The organism is Pelatocladus sp. (genome assembly GCF_059505505.1).
Genome location: NZ_JCACKS010000025.1, coordinates 1 through 18,088, shown reverse-complemented (window position 1 = coordinate 18,088; position 18,088 = coordinate 1). Strand labels below are relative to the sequence as shown.

Here is an 18,088-nt window from a genome sequence, read left to right as displayed (position 1 = left end):
GTATCCGCGCTTGGATGGCTCCTCAAGATCAGCCACACGAGAAATTTGTATTCCCTGAGGAGGTATTACCTCGTGGTAACGCTCTCTAGACCTAGCGTTTTGGGAGGTGGACGTGACCAAGACACCACCGGATTTGCCTGGTGGGCTGGTAACGCCCGTCTCATTAACCTCTCCGGTAAATTACTGGGCGCACACGTTGCCCACGCCGGTTTGATCGTCTTCTGGGCTGGTGCAATGACCTTATTTGAGGTCGCTCACTTTGTTCCCGAAAAGCCTTTGTACGAACAAGGTTTTATCCTACTACCTCACTTGGCAACTCTCGGATGGGGAGTCGGTGCTGGTGGTGAAATTATAGACACCTATCCTTATTTTGTGGTCGGTGTACTGCACTTGATCTCCTCTGCCGTTCTAGGTTTTGGTGGAATCTATCACGCAATTCGTGGTCCAGAAGTCTTAGAAGAGTACTCCTCTTTCTTTGGCTACGACTGGAAAGACAAGAACAAGATGACCAACATCATCGGCTTCCACTTAATTCTTTTGGGATGTGGCGCCTTGTTGTTGGTGCTGAAAGCAATGTTTTTCGGTGGTGTCTATGATACTTGGGCGCCTGGTGGTGGTGATGTTCGTATAATCACCAATCCAACATTGAACCCAGCTGTGATCTTCGGCTATTTAGCTCGTTCTCCTTTCGGTGGCGAAGGCTGGATCGTTGGTGTTGACAACATGGAAGACATCATCGGTGGTCATATTTGGATCGGTTTGATTTGTATTGCTGGTGGTATCTGGCATATCTTCACCAAGCCTTTTGGTTGGGCGCGTCGCGCTTTCATCTGGTCTGGTGAGGCTTATCTTTCCTATAGCTTGGGCGCTTTGTCCCTCATGGGCTTCATCGCTTCTTGCTACGTTTGGTTCAACAACACTGCTTATCCTAGCGAGTTCTACGGTCCAACCAACGCTGAAGCATCTCAAGCTCAGTCTTTCATCTTTTTGGTTCGTGACCAAAAACTCGGTGCTAACGTTGCATCCGCTCAAGGTCCTACCGGTCTAGGTAAATACCTGATGCGCTCTCCTTCTGGTGAAATCATCTTCGGTGGTGAAACCATGCGCTTCTGGGATTTCCGTGGCCCTTGGTTAGAGCCTCTACGTGGCCCTAACGGTTTGGATCTCGACAAGATCAAGAACGACGTACAGCCTTGGCAGATTCGTCGTGCATCTGAGTATATGACCCACGCTCCCAACGGTTCTATCAACTCTGTGGGTGGAGTTATTACCGAGCCTAACTCCTTCAACTACGTCAACCCCCGCGCTTGGTTGTCTACTTCTCACTTCGTATTAGCTTTCTTCTTCCTAGTAGGTCACTTGTGGCACGCTGGTCGTGCTCGTGCTGCTGCTGGTGGTTTCGAGAAAGGTATTGACCGTGATACTGAACCAGTATTGTTCATGAACGAGCTTGACTAGGTTTTAAAGTTTCATCACTGACAATCAATAGTTAAAAGGCTCCTGTGTAAAAACAGGAGCTTTTTCATAAATTATGCTTTTGAACTCTCATCCTCATTCAGGTAAATTCATCAATAGAGAATAAAAAACACGTTAAATTAACAAAAAAGATATCTTCACAAGTAAAAGTGGCATTTAGACTATAGCGGTTCTCATTTGAATCAAATACACCGCCATGAACAATGTAGAGACGTTACATGTAACGTCTGGGCGCAGCGTATTGCACACAACCGAGAAGCGCTATATTTTCAATCAGAAACAATAAAAAATTCAAGCAATTTGAGGATAAATTAATAACAAAATATTATAATTTTTATCCAATTATTAATTATCTTATTTAGCTCTAGTAAACTCGACTCACAGCTAGTATAAAAATATGATTATGCGGCGTCTTGTACTTGCTCCCAGATGGTTGCAGTTTTTTATTGTTGTACTTGTGGTATTTGGTATATTTTTTCGTTTCGTAAATCTTGATGGCAAAGTTTATTCACCAGGTGAGACTAATACTTTATTACGAATTTCTGGTTATACAAATAATGAAGTAAAACAACAACTTTTTAATAATCGGCTAATTACTAAACAAGCTTTTGACAAATTTCAACGTCTCAATCCTGAGAAAAATTTTGGAGACACTATTAAATCATTGGCAATCGATAGCCCGTTAAATTCTCCATTCTATTACCTATTAGCACGATTTTGGTCACAAATTTTTGGTGACTCAATCACAGCAATTAGAACTTTCTCTGCTGTGATTAGCTTGTTTGTTTTTCCCTGTATTTATTGGTTATGTCGTGAATTATTTAATGTACCTTTATCATTACCCGGCATAGCGATCGCACTTCTGTCTATCTCTCCTATGCAAATTCTCTACGCCCAAGAAGCACAGGAATATATTCTTTGGCAAGTCACTATATTATTATCTAGCGCTGCTTTGCTAAGAGCTTTGCGCTTAGAATCAATACAGCAAACAGATGAAAAGCGTATCTTTAATTGGGGATTTTATACATTCACTTTATCATTGAGTTTGTATACATTATCATTAAGTATATTCTTAGTTGTTGCTCATATTTTTTATGTAATTGCAACTGCAAAATTCCATGCCAACAAGACAGTACAGTTTTTTTTAGGTTCTACCTTGATAGGAAGTTTAATTTTTATGCCTTGGATATTGGTTATATTTTATAACCAGTTTAGATTTAATGGATATCATAATGCCATAAATCAAAATTTCTCTTTACTTAATCTAATTATAGATTGCTTAACACAGACAAATCGGATTTTTGTTGATTTAAATTTTAATGATGCTAATCCTTTATATTTAATAATATTCACACTATTAATTTTTTCTTTAGTTGGATATGCAATTTATTGGCTTTGGCGTACAAACTATCAAAAAACTTGGTTATTTGTGACCAGCTTAATGACAATAGGGACAATACCTCTGTTAATTTTAGGTTTACAGCTATACTTGACACCATATTATTTAGCTATACAAATAGCTGTTGCTTATTTACTAGCAACACAGCTATACAATGGCAGAATTTTACGACAGAAAACTTGGCAATTCATATTAGTAATGTTAATAATATTTGCACTATTTTCGGATATTTTATATTCTCAGAGTAATACTTCGTGGATTAAATTTAGTAACAACGATTATATAAATATAGCTAAGATTGTGAATCGAAATTATCGTTCAATACTAATTATAAATTATCAAGACAATAGTTATGAGAATATATTTGCTCTGAGTTATCTTATTGATCCAAAAGTTAGATTTTTATTATTCCGAGAAAGTAATATTCCGAAAATATCCAAAAAGTTAAACAATGTATTTTTACTAAATTATTCTGATAAATTACGCCAAGAGATCGCAAAAAAATATCGATTTAATACTAAGATGATTTATCAAAGTAAATATTCTTCATTATGGAAATTATCTAAATGATTCAGATAGATATATTTGGAGTTCACAATTAAATTGAAATTTTAATTATGAAAATAGAGGTTGAAATCTTTACGGTTAACAAGCGGTTTCCCTTGACTATCAGTCGTGGTACAACGGCACAGACGACCAATGTCTGGGTTAAGATTTCCGATGATGACATTGAGGGTTGGGGAGAAGCTTCACCATTTAGTGTAGGCACTTATCCGCAATCAACGGAGATTATTAAAGATACTTTGCAGCAGCTTGCTCCTGCTTTGCAAGCATATAGCCCTTTACAGAGACAGCAAGTTGAACAGATTTTCACAACAGCTAAAGTCCCTTCAGCAGCTAGAGCGGCGCTAGATGTGGCGATGCACGACTGGTTGGGAAAGCGCGTCGGCTTACCACTGTGGCAAATATGGGGACTTGACAGAAACGCGATCGCACCAACTTCGGTAACTATTGGAATTAATTCACCAGCAGGCGCTAAAGCCAGGGTACGGGATTGGTTAGAATTCCTTGATGTTCGGGTTTTCAAGATCAAGTTGGGTAGTCCAGAAGGTATTGACGCAGATCAAAAAATGTTCATGGCCATACGAGAAGAAGCACCAACACAAGAATTATATGTTGATGCTAACGGTGGTTGGAATTTAGAAGATGCAAACTATATGTGTAGTTGGTTGGCAGACTTGGGTGTAAAGTATGTAGAACAGCCAGTGGCAAAAGGTCAGGAGAAAAGTTTAGCTGAATTGAAAATGCGATCGCCTTTACCTATTTTTGTTGATGAAAGTTGTTTCACCAGTACTGATATCCCGCAATTGGCTAAGATTGTCGATGGGATAAATATCAAACTGATGAAATCGGGAGGGTTAAGTGAGGCGATGCGGATGGTAAGTATAGCCCGCGCCAACGGGTTACAAGTAATGTTCGGTTGCTATTCTGACAGTGCGCTTCTCAACACAGCCGCCGCACAACTAGCACCATTAGCTGACTATTTAGATTTAGATAGTCATCTGAATTTAATTGATGACCCCTTTACAGGGGCATTTGTGCAAGCAGGAAAAATTATACCAAACGACTTACCAGGCTTGGGGGTACAACGCAGTGCGTCTGCCGCTTAATCAACGAATAGCTATCTTATTACATGAGGGAATCAAGGGAACTCGTGGTAAAACAGGGTTATCACTTTTACGCTATAGTGAAGCCCCGATTGTAGTAGTTATTGATCGCGAATCTCCAGGAGAATCTTTCCCAGAGTTAACTGGTATTCGCCGTGAAGTACCAATTGTTGCATCACTAGCAGCAGCACTTGAGTATAAACCACAAGTTTTAGTGATAGGCATTGCACCTCTAGGTGGCGTTTTACCAGATAGTTACTGGCATGATGTCAAAGATGCCTTGGCTGCTGGAATGTCGCTGGTAAACGGTTTGCACGCACCACTATCAACCATACCAGATTTAAAAGCACTCCTGAAGCCAGGACAAATGATTTGGGATGTACGCAAAGAACCACCAAACTTGGGTGTGGCTAGTGCTGTTGCCCGTACTCTTCCTTGTCGGCGGGTGTTGACAGTGGGAACCGATATGGCAGTTGGCAAAATGTCAACTAGTCTAGAATTACACTGGGCATCAAAATTGCGAGGCTGGCGTTCTAAGTTTTTGCCCACAGGGCAAACTGGTTTGATGCTAGAAGGAGATGGTATAGCATTAGATGCCGTACGCGTGGACTTTGCTGCTGGGGCAGTCGAACAAATGGTTATGCGGCATGGTAAAAACTATGACATTTTGTATATTGAGGGACAAGGTTCTCTACTACATCCCAGTTCCACAGCCACATTACCCTTGATACGCGGTTCTCAACCAACCCAGATGATCTTAGTCCATCGCGCAGGACAAAAAGAAGTTGCCGATGGTGTGCCAATTCCACCTTTAATAAATGTAGTCAAACTGTATGAAATAGTTGCTAGTGCAGGTGGTGCTTTCTCAAAAGTACCAGTTGCAGCTATTGCTTTAAATACTCGTCACTTAAACGAAGCAGAAGCAAAAACAGCGATCGCCCAAGCAGAAGCAGAAACTGGATTAGCTTGTACAGACCCGATTCGTTTTGGTGCTGACAAATTGTTAGATGCGGTTATGCAGGTCTGGTGAGGGGTCGGGGATCGGGGATCAGGGATCGGGAAGAGACTTGTTAAATAATTCTCCCTTGTCCCCCTTGTCCGCGATTCCCAATCCCTGATCCCCTATTTGAAATTTCTGGGATTGAGACGATTACCAGACTGAGTCCGAGTTTGAGTTTGAGTCTGAGTTTGGGTTCTAATTGCTACGCCTTTTTTGAGTTGGCTACCAGTCCCACCATCTTTTTGATCTAAGAAAGGTTTGAGGTTGACTGGTTCTTTGGATGTACGGCTGTTATTGGTGTTATTATTGCCACCACCGAAAATAGTTCTAGCCTCGTTATATATTTGTTCAACTTGGCTACCACCGCTACTACGGCTGCTATAAGTATTGACGGCTATGGTTTGTTGCCCATTATCAGCAGAAATCAGGTTTTGGAAGACGCTGTTGCGTACATTATAGGCATCGTATCCGGGGGGTACTGTCAATACAATTCGGCAAGCTGGGTTAGATTCGCTAGTCACGCACAAAACATTGTATCCATTCTGAGTGGAGGTGCGGAGTTCTGTTAATCCGTCTGGACGGTAACTTTCCAAACGTTCGGCGATAGTGGCGCAGCGTTTGTATTCATCCCAACCACCGCCCAATTTTTGGGGAGTTGCCCAAGCAAAGAATTGCCCTGCTTGGCTTTCTGGTTGATACATTACAGTGTACTGTCCGTTATAGTTTTGACAGCTAAACCGGGCATTTGTACTGTATGTAGTTGAGGTGTTTGAAGAACTAGTTGTAGTTGAAGTGCCGTTTGCTGGTTGTGTTGGCACTACTACATCACCAGTTTGTGCTGAGGCGATCGCATTACCTACAAATACAGTTAAACCTAAACCACTGGATAGAAGTAATTTAAAGATTCGTGAAGACATAAACATAGATTTACAGTGATATCAAAATTTGGGAGTTGTTAAATTCAATGACGAAAAAATTTTAGTTTTGATTCAGCGATCGCCTGTCTTTTTTTTCTTCTGTTTCTTTACGTTCTTTTTCTTCTTTGAGAATTTGTTTGGCTTTGGCTTGCATTTCGAGGTGTTGGGCTACACCTTCGTAAGCATAGCGGTTGTAATTGTTGTCTGTAATCAATTTTTCCAGGTATGCCACTCGCTCTTTGCTGCCTGGGTGAGATGATAACCAACTAGGAGGAGAATCTTTTTGTTGTTCTTTGAGTGTGAGCATCAAGTTATACACACCATCAGCCGCGTAACCATTACTAACAATCAGACGTGTACCCAAGGTATCTGCTTGACGTTCCATGTCACGACTGTAGGTGAGTGCAAATAATTGACCGACTATACCACCAAAGGGAATATATTGAGTTAGGTTGCCAATTAAGTTACCTTGAGTAACTAGTTGAAAGCCGTGAGAAAGCAGGACATGAGATAATTCATGGCCAAGTAACCCAGCTAATTCTGCTTCGGAATTAGTTTTGGCGATCGCACCAGCATGAACGAAAACTTTACCTCCAGGTAATGCAAAAGCATTTAGAGATTCTTCGGGAATCACAAAAAACTCGTACTTAAACTCATCACGTCCGCCGACTTTTGCTAATTTTTGCCCGACAGAATTAACATATGCTACAAGTTGCGGATCTTTAACTAAAGGTAGTTGTTTTTTTGCTTGTTTTGCTACCGACTCACCCACAGATTTTTCACCCTGTAGTAATAATACAGTAGAGTTTAAAGCGGAAAATGGCCCGACAAGGCTACCAGTGAGGGCATATCCTAAAGCACCTGTGATAATATTAGCGATCGTATTACCTCTAATCTCTGATCGAATATGAGATTTATAACGTTTGAGATTTTCTTCTGCTAGTTTATTAAATTCACCTGCTTGGGCGTCATTGGGATTGAGAATTGCAAATTGTCGTGCTGCTAAAGACGCTTCCATCCATTTTTTGTTACTTGCTAGGGTTGTGACTTTAGCTTTAATTAAATCTCCTTGATTTGGATAAAGTGTAGCAGCTCGTTCTAAAACCTCTAACGCTTTTTTCTTCTCACCAGAATTTTGCAGTTGTTCCGCATACGTAATATGACCAGGAATAAATTCTGGATTCTGCTTGACTAAAAGTTCTAGTGGGACAAAAATTCTCGTTGATAGCTGACTTGTAATCCCAGCTTGTGCTTCTCGCCAGTAAACTTTACCTCCTGGGGATAATTGATTAACATCAGCGATCGCTGGTTTGATTTGTGGTGCGTTAGATATATCAGCGAATGGTTTTTTCACCTCGCGATATATTTTTTGTGCAGCTGTGTAATCTCCTGCTAAATATAGCTTGTCTGCTTCGATCAATTTTTGCCGACGAGCAATTTCTTCTGGACTGGGTGCTGGTTCTGCTACTGTTGAATCTGGCTTTTTATCATTGCTTGCTTCTGGTGTCGGTGCGGGTTTGGGAGTTTCAATCACAACATTAGGCTCTTTAGCAGAAGTTGGTGCTAAAGGTTGTGTCAGGATAATGAAAATAGATGTTCCAATAGCTAGCATTACCCAAGTAGCAGCCAAGAATAATGACTTCCAACGTCGTTTCATGATCAAATCTACCTATGCAAACAGACTCTTCTTTTTAATGTATGAGGAGTTACCAAAAATCGCCTACAGCGATCGCTTCAGAAAATCTCCTCAGAAAAATAGTTTTTTGGGAATTTTGAGTATCTGTTTTTTTCTTGTACAGAAGCGATCGCACACTATACCTTAATAATACTTATTCCTACATGGATGCTTACAGCCATTTTCAGGTAAATAGACCACAGTCTTAGGGGTGCGATGCTTTGCACCCTTACAAACGGTATGGTTCATTTAGGTGAAAACTGCTGTAACGTACGCAAAGTAAGTATGCTAACAAGGCGTTGCAGTGGATGTCCTACACTCCGCAGATTTTTGTGCTACTCGCTTCGCTCATTCTATGGCACAAAAATCTGCTAGGCTCCGGCCACCACTGAACTTGCCGTTAGACCGCCATCCCTGGAACAGCAGAGGTTGAGGATATTTCATCATAATTAGAGATTTCGGACTTTTGAGCCAGTAGATTACCATAAACCGATAGTGAACATTAGTTAAGGTGAGGTTGAATTCTAGTTGGGTTTAGCTCGTGAGTATTATTATAGAAAGGATAAGCCATCTGTAAACTTCCTTCAAGCTTATGAGTAATTTGCAAGAAATCGAACATGCTGTCAGTCAACTATCAGCGGAAGAGCTTGCCGCTTTTCGAGTCTGGTTTGCAGAATTCGATGCAGAAATATGGGATCGGCAGTTTGAGGAAGATGTCGCAGCAGGTCGGCTTGATGATCTAGCTAAACGAGCACTGCAACATTTACGTGAAGGGCGTTGTACCGACTTGTGAAATATCGTGCAACCCCTGATTTTTGGTATCACTATCGACAGTTACCCAACGAGATTCAACAACTGGCTGATCGGTGCTATGAATTACTTAAACAAGATTCTCGGTATCCGTCGCTACACTTCAAAAAGGTAGGTTCGTTTTGGTCAGTACGGATTGGAATCCACTATCGCGCCTTAGCGGTAGAAGAAAATGATGATATTGCCTGGTTTTGGATTGGAACCCATGCCGAGTATGACCGATTATTGCGGGTAGTTAACACTAGCTAACAATTCAAATGCAGCGGACTGTTGAAAGCCGGTGGTGCTAAGTTCGAGGTTGCTAGCCGCCGATGCGTTTTCCCGTTGGGCTGCTTCGGTTGCAGGCTTTGGCATTCGTTGATAGTTGGTCGGTTAGTAATAGTGCAGAATCCCAAGTAGTGACTTACGATTAAATTTGCCCCTGCTAAATGCAAATTGCACTCTTGTAAATCAGCACTAGCCAAAAAGGTTCCCTGTAAATCTATCCCTGCCAGATCAAATCCCCGCAGAGTAATTCTTTTAAGTCTTGTTCCACCTCGAACCAAATATTTCGCAGTGGCTCCAAAATCCAAAATCTAAAATCCAAAATCGGATGACTTTTTCTTCACTCATTGGACAAGCACAAGCAGTAGAATTACTAACACAAGCTGTAATAAATAATCGAGTTGCCCCAGCTTATTTGTTTGCTGGGCCGGATGGTGTGGGACGGAGTTTAGCAGCACGCTGTTTTATGGAGTTTTTATTTACCAATGCTCAATCCGAGAATACTGGTGTCATTCGTACTAAATTGCAAAAAGCAAATCATCCTGATGTGTTATGGGTACAGCCAACCTACCAGTATCAAGGAAAACGTTTGACAGCCGCAGAAGCAGCAGAAAAAGGACTCAAGCGCAAAGCACCACCAGTAATTCGTTTAGAACAAATTCGTGAGATTACTGAATTTCTCTCTCGCCCACCTTTGGAAGCACCAAGACATGTAGTCGTGGTGGAACAGGCGGAAACAATGGCAGAAGCAGCCGCTAACGCCCTACTTAAAACTTTAGAAGAACCAGGACGGGCAACACTGATTTTAATTGCTCCTTCGCCAGAGTCAATCTTACCAACATTGGTGTCACGCTGCCAGCGTATTCCCTTTTATCGCTTAGATAAAGCGACAATGGCTGAGATATTAACACGCACGGGTCATCAAGAAATTCTCCAACATCCTGCGGTTTTGAGTATTGCTGGTGGTAGCCCTGGGGAAGCGATCGCTGCTTATCAACAACTACAAGCTATTCCTTCAGAACTACTTGAAGCTGTCAGCAAAAAACCACAGAACTATCGCCAAGCCTTAGATTTAGGTAGAAATATTGATAAAGCTCTAGATACAGAAGCTCAACTGTGGCTAGTTAATTATCTCCAACAATCTTACTGGCTCCAGTGGCATCAACCCCAGATGATCAAACTATTAGAACAAACTCGTAAATCCTTACTTTGTTATGCCCAGCCGCGCCTAGTGTGGGAATGCACATTTATTAAAATGTGTCAATAGTTTAGATACTTACAAATTTTCGTAAGTAAGTTGTGGATCTGCCCAGTTTGTTTCTTCTAAGAATTCGCTAAATGTGGTTAAAAGTCCGGGAAACTCTGCTCGCAAGTACTGAACATCAGCTTGATAACCTTTGTGACGATACCATTGAATTAAATCAAATAGGTCTTTGCGGAAGAGAAGTAAGAAAATCCACGGTGCAACTTCTTTATGAACAACAGTCATTCCCTGCACTTTGGAGAATTCTGCCGCCATCTGCTTGGGAGTCAGCACATCACCAGCAAGTTCTATCTCTTGACCTATGTACTGAGAAGAATTTTTGATCACATAAGCTGCGACTCGACCCATATCCTTAGTTGTGATCAAATGTATGGGTTTGTACGGTTGAATGGAAAAAGGAAAGACTCCCTTGAGAATAGACGGTCGTGTGTACTGCTTCCAAAACTCCTCCATAAACAAGCAGGCTCGTAACATAGTTGTTGGTAAGCCTGCCTCTTGAAAAACCAGTTCTACTTTATACTTTTGCTCTATGTGACTAATTCCAGATTTTCTGTCTGCTCCTCCTGCGGAATTATATACCAAGTGTTTAATATCAGCTTGTTTGGCAGCTTGAGCAACTCGCTTTGCTCTTTCTACTTCTCGTGGGTCAGGTTTAGCGGCATCAGCAGTGGTAGCATGGCAGTAAATAGCCGAAATATCTGCAAAGGCTGGTGAAAGAGAGTCCTTGTCATCTAAATTTGCCTCTACAAGCTCAACTCCTGCATTGCTCATTTTTAATAGGGAGGAGCGATTAAGATCAATTTTCCTGGTGATAGCACGCAAATTTCTGACTCCTTGTTCAAGAAATCCCTTAACTGCATTTTTGCCTGTACCACCAGTAACTCCAATAAGTAACACTTTGCCGAGATCTGCTTGCTGTTCGATTTGACCATTATCTAAAGCCATAATTTTCACCCCAACCTACGCTGATTTTTACTTTTAGCCTTAAGTAAAGAATAGTTTGTAAGCTCAAAGCCATTACTAGCAAGCACTTCACGCACTTGCCTACTTAAAAGGGCAGCAAGTTCTGCTTCCCCTGTTGTTGGTGGGCCATTCACAGGTTCGCCATTCATTGCGATCGCTGGATGACAATAAATTTCTACTAAATCTGACCGAATTTGAGGTATTAGGTTAAGCAAATATTTCTCTGTGATGCTACCAGTTTGCAGCAATCCGTAAACTCGGTCTGTGAAGTTAATATCTTGAGACTTCAACAAATTTTCACCGTAGCGGCGCAGTCTACCAAATACTCCTGACCAAACTAGCTTAGTCAGCAAATTACTAGATTCTAGTCTGATATTAAGTCCCAGTTCTTCAGATGGTAAACGAATGGCTTTGATGTCAAACTCTGCTGCCAGGTCAACTAAAATACGGAGTATCACTGGATGCATATGCATATGTAAATGCCCGTCCACATGGGAAAGAGGTAAACCAGTAGAGTGGAATTTTTCCAGTTGGGAACGAATTTCTTGTCGCAGTTCCTCACGAGTTTCTTTGACAAATTGATAGCGCAAACCAGCCATCAACGAACTGTTGGAAAAATTACCTTGTTCGTCAACCAAATGGGGAATTTGCTCTGGTGGTAAGGCGGATCGTCCACATACCAACACTAGATGTAAACCAACTGACAAGTTAGGGTGTGTGCGTGCCAAGGAAACAGCTTCCTTGGTAGCATCAGCAGTTACCATCAGGCTGGTACTAGTTAGTACACCTTCTTCATGAGCCTTGATAATTGCTTGATTCACACCACTAGAAAAACCAAAATCATCACCATTGATAATGGCGAATCTCTTCTGCATATATTCTTTTGTTGTTATTAACTATAAGTAGTGGCTCATTGCATACATTTTGATAGGTTTGTAGTAAGCACCAAGCGTGCTTAAGTGCTTAGATATTTGAGGACTAAAGTCCTCACTACAAACTCAATATTTTTAAGCAGTAACTTCTTCTTGCTTGGATTGATTTTGCAGCCAAGCATATAGTCTATTTAAGGCATTAACATACGCCTGCGCCGATGCCACAATAATATCCGTATTTGCCGCATGTCCTGAGAAAACTCTATCTTCATATTGCAGACGAATAGTTACTTCTCCGATAGCGTCTATTCCAGCAGTGACTGACTGTACAGAAAACTCTATTAATTGGTTAGGTACATTAACAACACGGTTAATAGCTTTATAAACCGCATCCACAGGGCCTGTACCAATCGCAGCATCAATTAATTCTTCACCTTCTGGGTTACGTAGGGTGACTGTGGCCGTGGGTTTAGCGTTGCTACCACAGGAAACTTGTACTAAGTCTAACTTAAACAGATCTGGAGCTTGTTGAATTTCATCATTAACAATAGCTTCTAAATCCCAATCTGTTATTTCTTTCTTTTTATCTGCTACTTCTTTGAATCTAACGAATGCTTTATTTAATTCTGTTTCTGTTGGTTCATAACCTAATTCTCGCAGACGTGTGCGGAAAGCATTTCTGCCAGAATGTTTACCCAAGACGATTTGATTTTCTGTCAAACCAATTAATTGGGCGTCCATAATTTCATAGGTGAGCTTGTTTTTAAGCACACCATCTTGGTGAATTCCCGACTCGTGAGCGAAAGCATTTGCACCAACAATTGCTTTGTTTGGCTGCACCAGCAATCCTGTTAAATTAGAAACCATGCGCGAGGTTCTATAAATCTGCTTGGTGTCGATACTTGTTAGCGGTTCTTCAGATTCTAATGGACGTCCTAAGAAGGAATTAAAATATTGTCGCCGCACATGTAACGCCATTACTAATTCTTCTAGTGATGCGTTTCCGGCTCTTTCTCCAATACCATTAATGGTGCATTCTAACTGTCTAGCACCATTTTTTACTGCTTCTAAGAAGTTGGCTACAGCTAAACCTAAATCATCATGTCCGTGAACAGAAATAATTGCTTGAGCAATATTAGGAACGTTTTCTTTAATTCCTTTAATTAATGCTCCAAATTCGCTTGGAGTTGTGTAACCTACGGTATCGGGAATATTAACTGTTGTTGCACCAGATGCGATCGCTCTTTCTAAAACTTCATAGAGAAATTCTGGATCGGAACGTCCTGCATCTTCAGGAGAAAATTCTATATCATCAGTAAAGCTTTTCGCATAAGCAACCATTTCTTCAGCGATCGCTAATACCTCTTGCCTAGTTTTTTTCAGCTTGTATTTTAGATGAATATCAGAAGTAGCTAAAAAAGTATGAATTCTCTTTTTTGCAGCTGGTTGGATAGCTTGGGCTGCTGCTTTAATATCCTCTTGTTTTGCTCTTGCTAAACTACAAATTACAGGCCCATTTTCTGTCCCCACAATTTGAGCTATTTTATTAACTGCTTCAAAATCTCCAGGACTTGCAAAGGCAAAACCAGCTTCAATTACATCCACACCTAGACGTGCTAGTTGCTTGGCAATAGTGAGTTTTTCATCAATATTTAAAGTTGCACCCGGACATTGTTCGCCATCTCTAAGAGTGGTGTCAAAAATAATAATTTTTTCTGGTTGATTTTTCATTGGCTGCTAGTTATTTAGAATTTACTTGTGGCTTAAAATACATTAAAACTTAATTTTTTTGCTTTTATAATTTGTAAATAGATGTCAAACTTACAATGCATCAACTTTTTCTATTTGGTCACGAATATCATTTAAATCTATATATCTGTCCGTAGCATTACGTAATTCTCTGGCTATCATTCCCTCTGTTGATACAACTGTAATATGAGTATTTTTGGAACGTAATAATTCAATTGCTCTTTCAAAATCTCCATCTCCACTAAATAAAACTACTCGGTCATATTGGTCTACTGTGTTAAACATATCTACAACTATTTCTATATCTAAATTAGCTTTTTGTGAATAACGACCAGAAGAATCATCATAATATTCTTTGAGAACTTTAGTTCTTACTGTATATCCTAGACTAATTAGAGCATCTCTGAAACCTCGCTGATCTTGTTGATCTTTTAAGCCCGTGTACCAGAATGCATTTATTAAAGTTGTGTCTGGCTGCTCATGTCTGAAGTATTCTAAAACTCGCCGTGGATCAAAAAACCAGCCATTTTTTTGTTGAGCATAGAACATATTATTTCCGTCTACAAAAATAGACAGACGATTCATAGAGGAACCCATAATAAAGTTACACCTAATAAGATAGATAAAGTAGAATTTAGATTGAACAATAGATTATAGCAATTATAAAATCACAAATTTGCTATTATCTATAAATTATAATGTCATATATAAGTTATATTTAACCCCTCTTAAAGTATAAAATTGACGGAAACATAGTTATTAACGTTAACCAAGTGCTTAACATTTTTCACACTTGGCGCTGTTAATTGCACCCTATAGCCAAAATCTACCAATAAAATTGACTTAAGTAACAGCTTATAACGACTGTATATCAATTAAGTTTACTCCTAAAATGGTGTACTCTAGGCTGAGTGTAAGGTTGAGGTTGAGAATATTTCTTTGGACAGAGCAAGGACTGCACACAATACGAGATTACTTTTCAGTAAAGCCTTTAAACTGAGAATACTTCTTTAGCTAGAGCAATGATTTCACTCTTACACACAGCTAATACAGTCGATTGGGGATCAACTTCTGTGAAAGTGTATCCTTTAGAAGGAATAGCCGCTTACTCTATAGCAGTAATATTTCTTTGTGACCCATGTTTGGTTGGAAAAATAACTCTAAAAGGCTAAGTTAAGTCAAAATTCGGGTATTGTCTAGCTAATATGTGAAATAATTTCGTATTCACTACTAATGGAACTTTGGTAAGAAATAAAGGTTAGTTTACAAATGTATAAGATTTTCATTTAAGCCAGATTTTAAGTTTATTGTTCTAAAAGAGTGTGTAAATAAATAAAATCACAGTAAATCAATGAGCAAGAGGATATGGCAGAAGAACCTATATATACATTAGCTAAAAAAGATGTCTCAGCTGCCAATCAAACCTCAAGTAAATCAACAAAAGCAACTTTAGCAACATCAGTACGTCAAACTAAGCTGATGGCGCGTTTAGGTAATTTACTTGCTGGTAGTTGGGTATTTGGAGCAGCACTGCTGAGTGCTTATAGTTTTGGGTGGGTAGAATTACTAGAAAATCAAGCAAATTCTGTTTTTTTTATTCTCCGAGGCTCCGTAGTTCCAACAGAAGACATTGTAATTTTGGCCATTGACGAACAATCTATATCAGTTCCAGGACAATATTACAAAACAGATCCGCAAACCTATGCTTACTTAGAACCATTGCAAGTTTTTCCCTATCGACGTGTAGCATATGCCCAAGTAATTGAAAAGCTAGTGCAAGCAGGGGCGCGCCATGTCGCGGTAGATTTGTTATTTGATTTACCAAGCAATAATCAAAATGATCGCAAATTGCAGGCTGTTTTGCAGCGTTATGGAAGCAAAGTATCCTTAGCCGCAATTTATGAAAATACAGAAACTCATCAAGGCGTTTTTTGGCAACTAACCCAACCTCATCAGATGTTTCGTAAAGGTTCGGTGTCAATTGGAACGGTGAATTTTCCCAAAGAGGTAGATGATAAAGTACACCGTTTAGCCAGCGAGTTTCCTAAATTATTAGAGGCGCAAGAAGGTTTTATTACCACAGATAAAATTCCCTCTTTTGACGAAGCAGTTTTAAGAGCAGCCCAAATTAATTATCCTCGACCAAAAGGCGATCGCATATATTTTTATGGCAGTGCGGGTACATTTGAGACGTATCCATTTTGGCACGTAATTGATCCGGAAAATTGGAATACTTATTTACAGCAAGGAAAAGTATTCAAAGACAAAATAGTCCTGATTGGAGTCACATCCCAAGCGGCAAAAGATTATTACTTAGTACCTGCGGCTTCTAGTTGGTTATATCCAGAACCCATGTCAGGAGTAGAAATTCATGCCAATGCGATCGCAACTTTGATGGAAGGAAAAAGCATTGCCCAAGCAATAAAAACTTCACCTTTGCGTGGTTTATTTGTATTTAGTTTAGTGGGCATATGTGCAGTAGTTATTGCTAAAACAAAGCATGTAGTCAGAAAATTTATCTATAGTGTAATTCTGGCTATTAGCTGGGGGGGAATTAGTTATGTATTGTTGATCTATGGTCAGTTAATTGTCCCTGCTGCCATTCCAATGATTGCGATCGCTGCAATTGGATTATCTTATTTGGCAACGGAAGCAGCGAAAGAAGTTTTCCGAAAACATCAATTATTAGTTATTTTTAATAAATACAAATCTTCTCCCGTTGTCCAAGAAATTATCAGCCAACAAGATGATTTGCAAGGACTACTCCAAGAACTAGACATAGCCTTATCAGGAAAAATTTTGGGCGGACGTTATAAAATTGTCAAAGTACTTGGTGCAGGAGGATTCAGCGAAACATATATAGCTGAAGATATCCAACTTCCAGGTCATCCTTTATGTGTTGTCAAGCAACTAAAACCAGCTACTCATAAACCCGAACAATTGGCAGTTGCAAGACGACTATTTAATGCAGAAGCCCAAACATTGCAAAAATTGGGGACATACAACCAAATACCCCAACTTTTAGCTTATTTTGAACAAGAAGAAGAATTTTATTTAATTCAAGAATTTATTGATGGTCATGCTCTAAGTCAAGAAATGCCACCAGGTAAACAACTTGCAGAAGCCGAAGTGATCGAGATTTTGCGAGAATTATTGCAAATATTGATATTTGTCCATCAAAATGGTGTGATTCACAGAGATATCAAACCCAGCAATATTATCCGTCGAGAATCAGATAACAAGTTGATACTGATTGACTTTGGTGCTGTTAAAGAAGTAACCACACAAATTTTGGGTAGTCAAGAACAAACCGCTTTTACAATTGGTATTGGTACTAAGGGTTATGCACCTACTGAACAATGTTTTGGGCGTCCGCAATATAATAGTGACATTTATGCAATTGGTATGATTGCAATTAAAGGGCTAACCGGTATTCCTCCTCACGAACTGCAAAAAGATGCTGACGGTGAGTTGCAATGGATGCACAAAGCAAATGTTAGTTCTGCCTTGGCTGAAATTATTTCTAAAATGGTGCAGGAAGACTTTCAACAACGTTATCAGTCTGCATCAGAACCAATACAAGCACTCAACGCCTTAATTAGTAGTGAAAACACATATACTTTACCCGACGATAACTCATTGTTGAATTCCCTTTCTTTGAAAGAATCAGACATTCTTACTACACCTTGGTTCGACGAATCCCTGGAAGATACTTTAGTACAAGAAAAAAGAGAAGAAGAAGGGACAACAGATAAAAGCTGACTATGCGAATTTAGATTTTGGATTCAAGAAAACTCTGAAATCTAAAATAGACTTTTTGCAGAAGTTGGGAAAAGGTAAAGGGGTAAGGGGAAAGCAAAGAACAATCCCTTTACCCCATTAATTTTTTCTACTGCTTGTATAAAATCACCCTTGACCTACTGATTTGTTGGAGGCCCTGGCGTTACTCCAGTCGATTCAACAGGAGTGGGTGGTGTTTGTTGTGGTTCTGGGGTTGGGTTTACTCCAGTCGATTCAACAGGAGTGGGTGGT

At 39.9% G+C, this 18,088-nt stretch carries 16 protein-coding genes; 9 read left to right on the top strand and 7 right to left on the bottom strand.

The genetic code is table 11. The annotated features are described in order from the left end of the window. The first annotated feature begins 72 nt into the window (after positions 1–72). The 4 genes from psbC (at position 73) to AC5JMK_RS02810 (ending at position 5,572) form a co-directional block, all read left to right on the top strand. Positions 73–1,458 (top strand): photosystem II reaction center protein CP43, encoded by a 1,386-nt coding sequence (gene psbC, locus AC5JMK_RS02825; RefSeq protein WP_096677884.1) that lies wholly within the window; start codon positions 73–75, stop codon positions 1,456–1,458. A 421-nt stretch (positions 1,459–1,879) separates the two neighbouring features. After that, positions 1,880–3,445, top strand: a complete 1,566-nt coding sequence (locus AC5JMK_RS02820) for a glycosyltransferase family 39 protein (protein WP_495909359.1) — start codon at positions 1,880–1,882, stop codon at positions 3,443–3,445. A 47-nt stretch (positions 3,446–3,492) separates the two neighbouring features. Then, positions 3,493–4,545 (top strand): dipeptide epimerase, encoded by a 1,053-nt coding sequence (locus tag AC5JMK_RS02815; RefSeq protein ID WP_096677883.1) that lies wholly within the window; start codon positions 3,493–3,495, stop codon positions 4,543–4,545. Beyond that, a complete protein-coding gene (locus AC5JMK_RS02810) occupies positions 4,529–5,572 on the top strand; it encodes an N-acetyltransferase DgcN family protein (RefSeq protein WP_096677882.1) in 1,044 nt (347 codons plus the stop codon). Before AC5JMK_RS02815 ends, AC5JMK_RS02810 begins: the two co-directional genes overlap by 17 nt. Before the next feature lie 92 nt (positions 5,573–5,664). On the opposite strand, the gene AC5JMK_RS02805 is transcribed toward AC5JMK_RS02810, so the two are convergent. Together AC5JMK_RS02805 and AC5JMK_RS02800 are read right to left on the bottom strand one after the other, a co-directional pair. Continuing rightward, positions 5,665–6,459 carry a COP23 domain-containing protein gene (locus tag AC5JMK_RS02805; RefSeq protein WP_495909358.1) on the bottom strand — a complete coding sequence of 265 codons (795 nt, stop codon included), beginning with the start codon at positions 6,457–6,459 and terminating at the stop codon, positions 5,665–5,667. Between the two features lie 61 nt (positions 6,460–6,520). Further along, complete coding sequence (locus tag AC5JMK_RS02800; protein WP_096677880.1) at positions 6,521–8,116, bottom strand: M48 family metallopeptidase; 1,596 nt, start codon at positions 8,114–8,116, stop codon at positions 6,521–6,523. On the opposite strand from AC5JMK_RS02800, the gene AC5JMK_RS02795 reads away from it, so the two are divergent. The 3 genes from AC5JMK_RS02795 to AC5JMK_RS02785 all read left to right on the top strand — a co-directional run bounded on the left by AC5JMK_RS02795 (position 8,115) and on the right by AC5JMK_RS02785 (position 9,193). Next, on the top strand, positions 8,115–8,282 hold the full coding sequence (locus tag AC5JMK_RS02795) for a hypothetical protein (protein ID WP_495909357.1): 168 nt from the start codon (positions 8,115–8,117) through the stop codon (positions 8,280–8,282). The two genes, AC5JMK_RS02800 and AC5JMK_RS02795, sit on opposite strands and share 2 nt — an antisense overlap. A gap of 444 nt (positions 8,283–8,726) precedes the next feature. Beyond that, complete coding sequence (locus AC5JMK_RS02790) at positions 8,727–8,927, top strand: hypothetical protein (protein WP_096677878.1); 201 nt, start codon at positions 8,727–8,729, stop codon at positions 8,925–8,927. Next, positions 8,924–9,193 (top strand): ParE family toxin-like protein, encoded by a 270-nt coding sequence (locus AC5JMK_RS02785; RefSeq protein ID WP_096677877.1) that lies wholly within the window; start codon positions 8,924–8,926, stop codon positions 9,191–9,193. Before AC5JMK_RS02790 ends, AC5JMK_RS02785 begins: the two co-directional genes overlap by 4 nt. On the opposite strand, the gene AC5JMK_RS02780 is transcribed toward AC5JMK_RS02785, so the two are convergent. After that, the gene (locus AC5JMK_RS02780; protein WP_495909356.1) at positions 9,190–9,516 is read right to left on the bottom strand and encodes a pentapeptide repeat-containing protein; all 327 of its coding nucleotides are present in this window, start codon (positions 9,514–9,516) and stop codon (positions 9,190–9,192) included. The two genes, AC5JMK_RS02785 and AC5JMK_RS02780, sit on opposite strands and share 4 nt — an antisense overlap. Before the next feature lie 20 nt (positions 9,517–9,536). Here AC5JMK_RS02780 and holB point away from each other — a divergent pair, with 20 nt between their 5' ends. Further along, complete coding sequence (gene holB, locus AC5JMK_RS02775) at positions 9,537–10,475, top strand: DNA polymerase III subunit delta' (RefSeq protein WP_495909355.1); 939 nt, start codon at positions 9,537–9,539, stop codon at positions 10,473–10,475. 9 nt (positions 10,476–10,484) lie between these two features. Here the strand turns inward: holB and AC5JMK_RS02770 are convergent, their stop codons facing one another. The 4 genes from AC5JMK_RS02770 to AC5JMK_RS02755 form a co-directional block, all read right to left on the bottom strand. Next, the gene (locus AC5JMK_RS02770) at positions 10,485–11,417 is read right to left on the bottom strand and encodes an NmrA family NAD(P)-binding protein (protein ID WP_495909354.1); all 933 of its coding nucleotides are present in this window, start codon (positions 11,415–11,417) and stop codon (positions 10,485–10,487) included. A gap of 5 nt (positions 11,418–11,422) precedes the next feature. After that, entirely contained in the window at positions 11,423–12,310 is an 888-nt protein-coding gene (gene hpnK / locus AC5JMK_RS02765) for a hopanoid biosynthesis-associated protein HpnK (RefSeq protein WP_495909353.1), read from the bottom strand. A gap of 132 nt (positions 12,311–12,442) precedes the next feature. Next, on the bottom strand, positions 12,443–14,038 hold the full coding sequence (locus AC5JMK_RS02760; RefSeq protein WP_495909352.1) for a 2-isopropylmalate synthase: 1,596 nt from the start codon (positions 14,036–14,038) through the stop codon (positions 12,443–12,445). Between the two features lie 90 nt (positions 14,039–14,128). Then, positions 14,129–14,653 (bottom strand): LabA-like NYN domain-containing protein, encoded by a 525-nt coding sequence (locus tag AC5JMK_RS02755; protein ID WP_009454098.1) that lies wholly within the window; start codon positions 14,651–14,653, stop codon positions 14,129–14,131. Positions 14,654–15,421: 768 nt separating this feature from the next. On the opposite strand from AC5JMK_RS02755, the gene AC5JMK_RS02750 reads away from it, so the two are divergent. Then, on the top strand, positions 15,422–17,818 hold the full coding sequence (locus AC5JMK_RS02750) for a CHASE2 domain-containing protein (protein WP_495909351.1): 2,397 nt from the start codon (positions 15,422–15,424) through the stop codon (positions 17,816–17,818). The last annotated feature ends 270 nt before the right edge of the window (positions 17,819–18,088 follow it).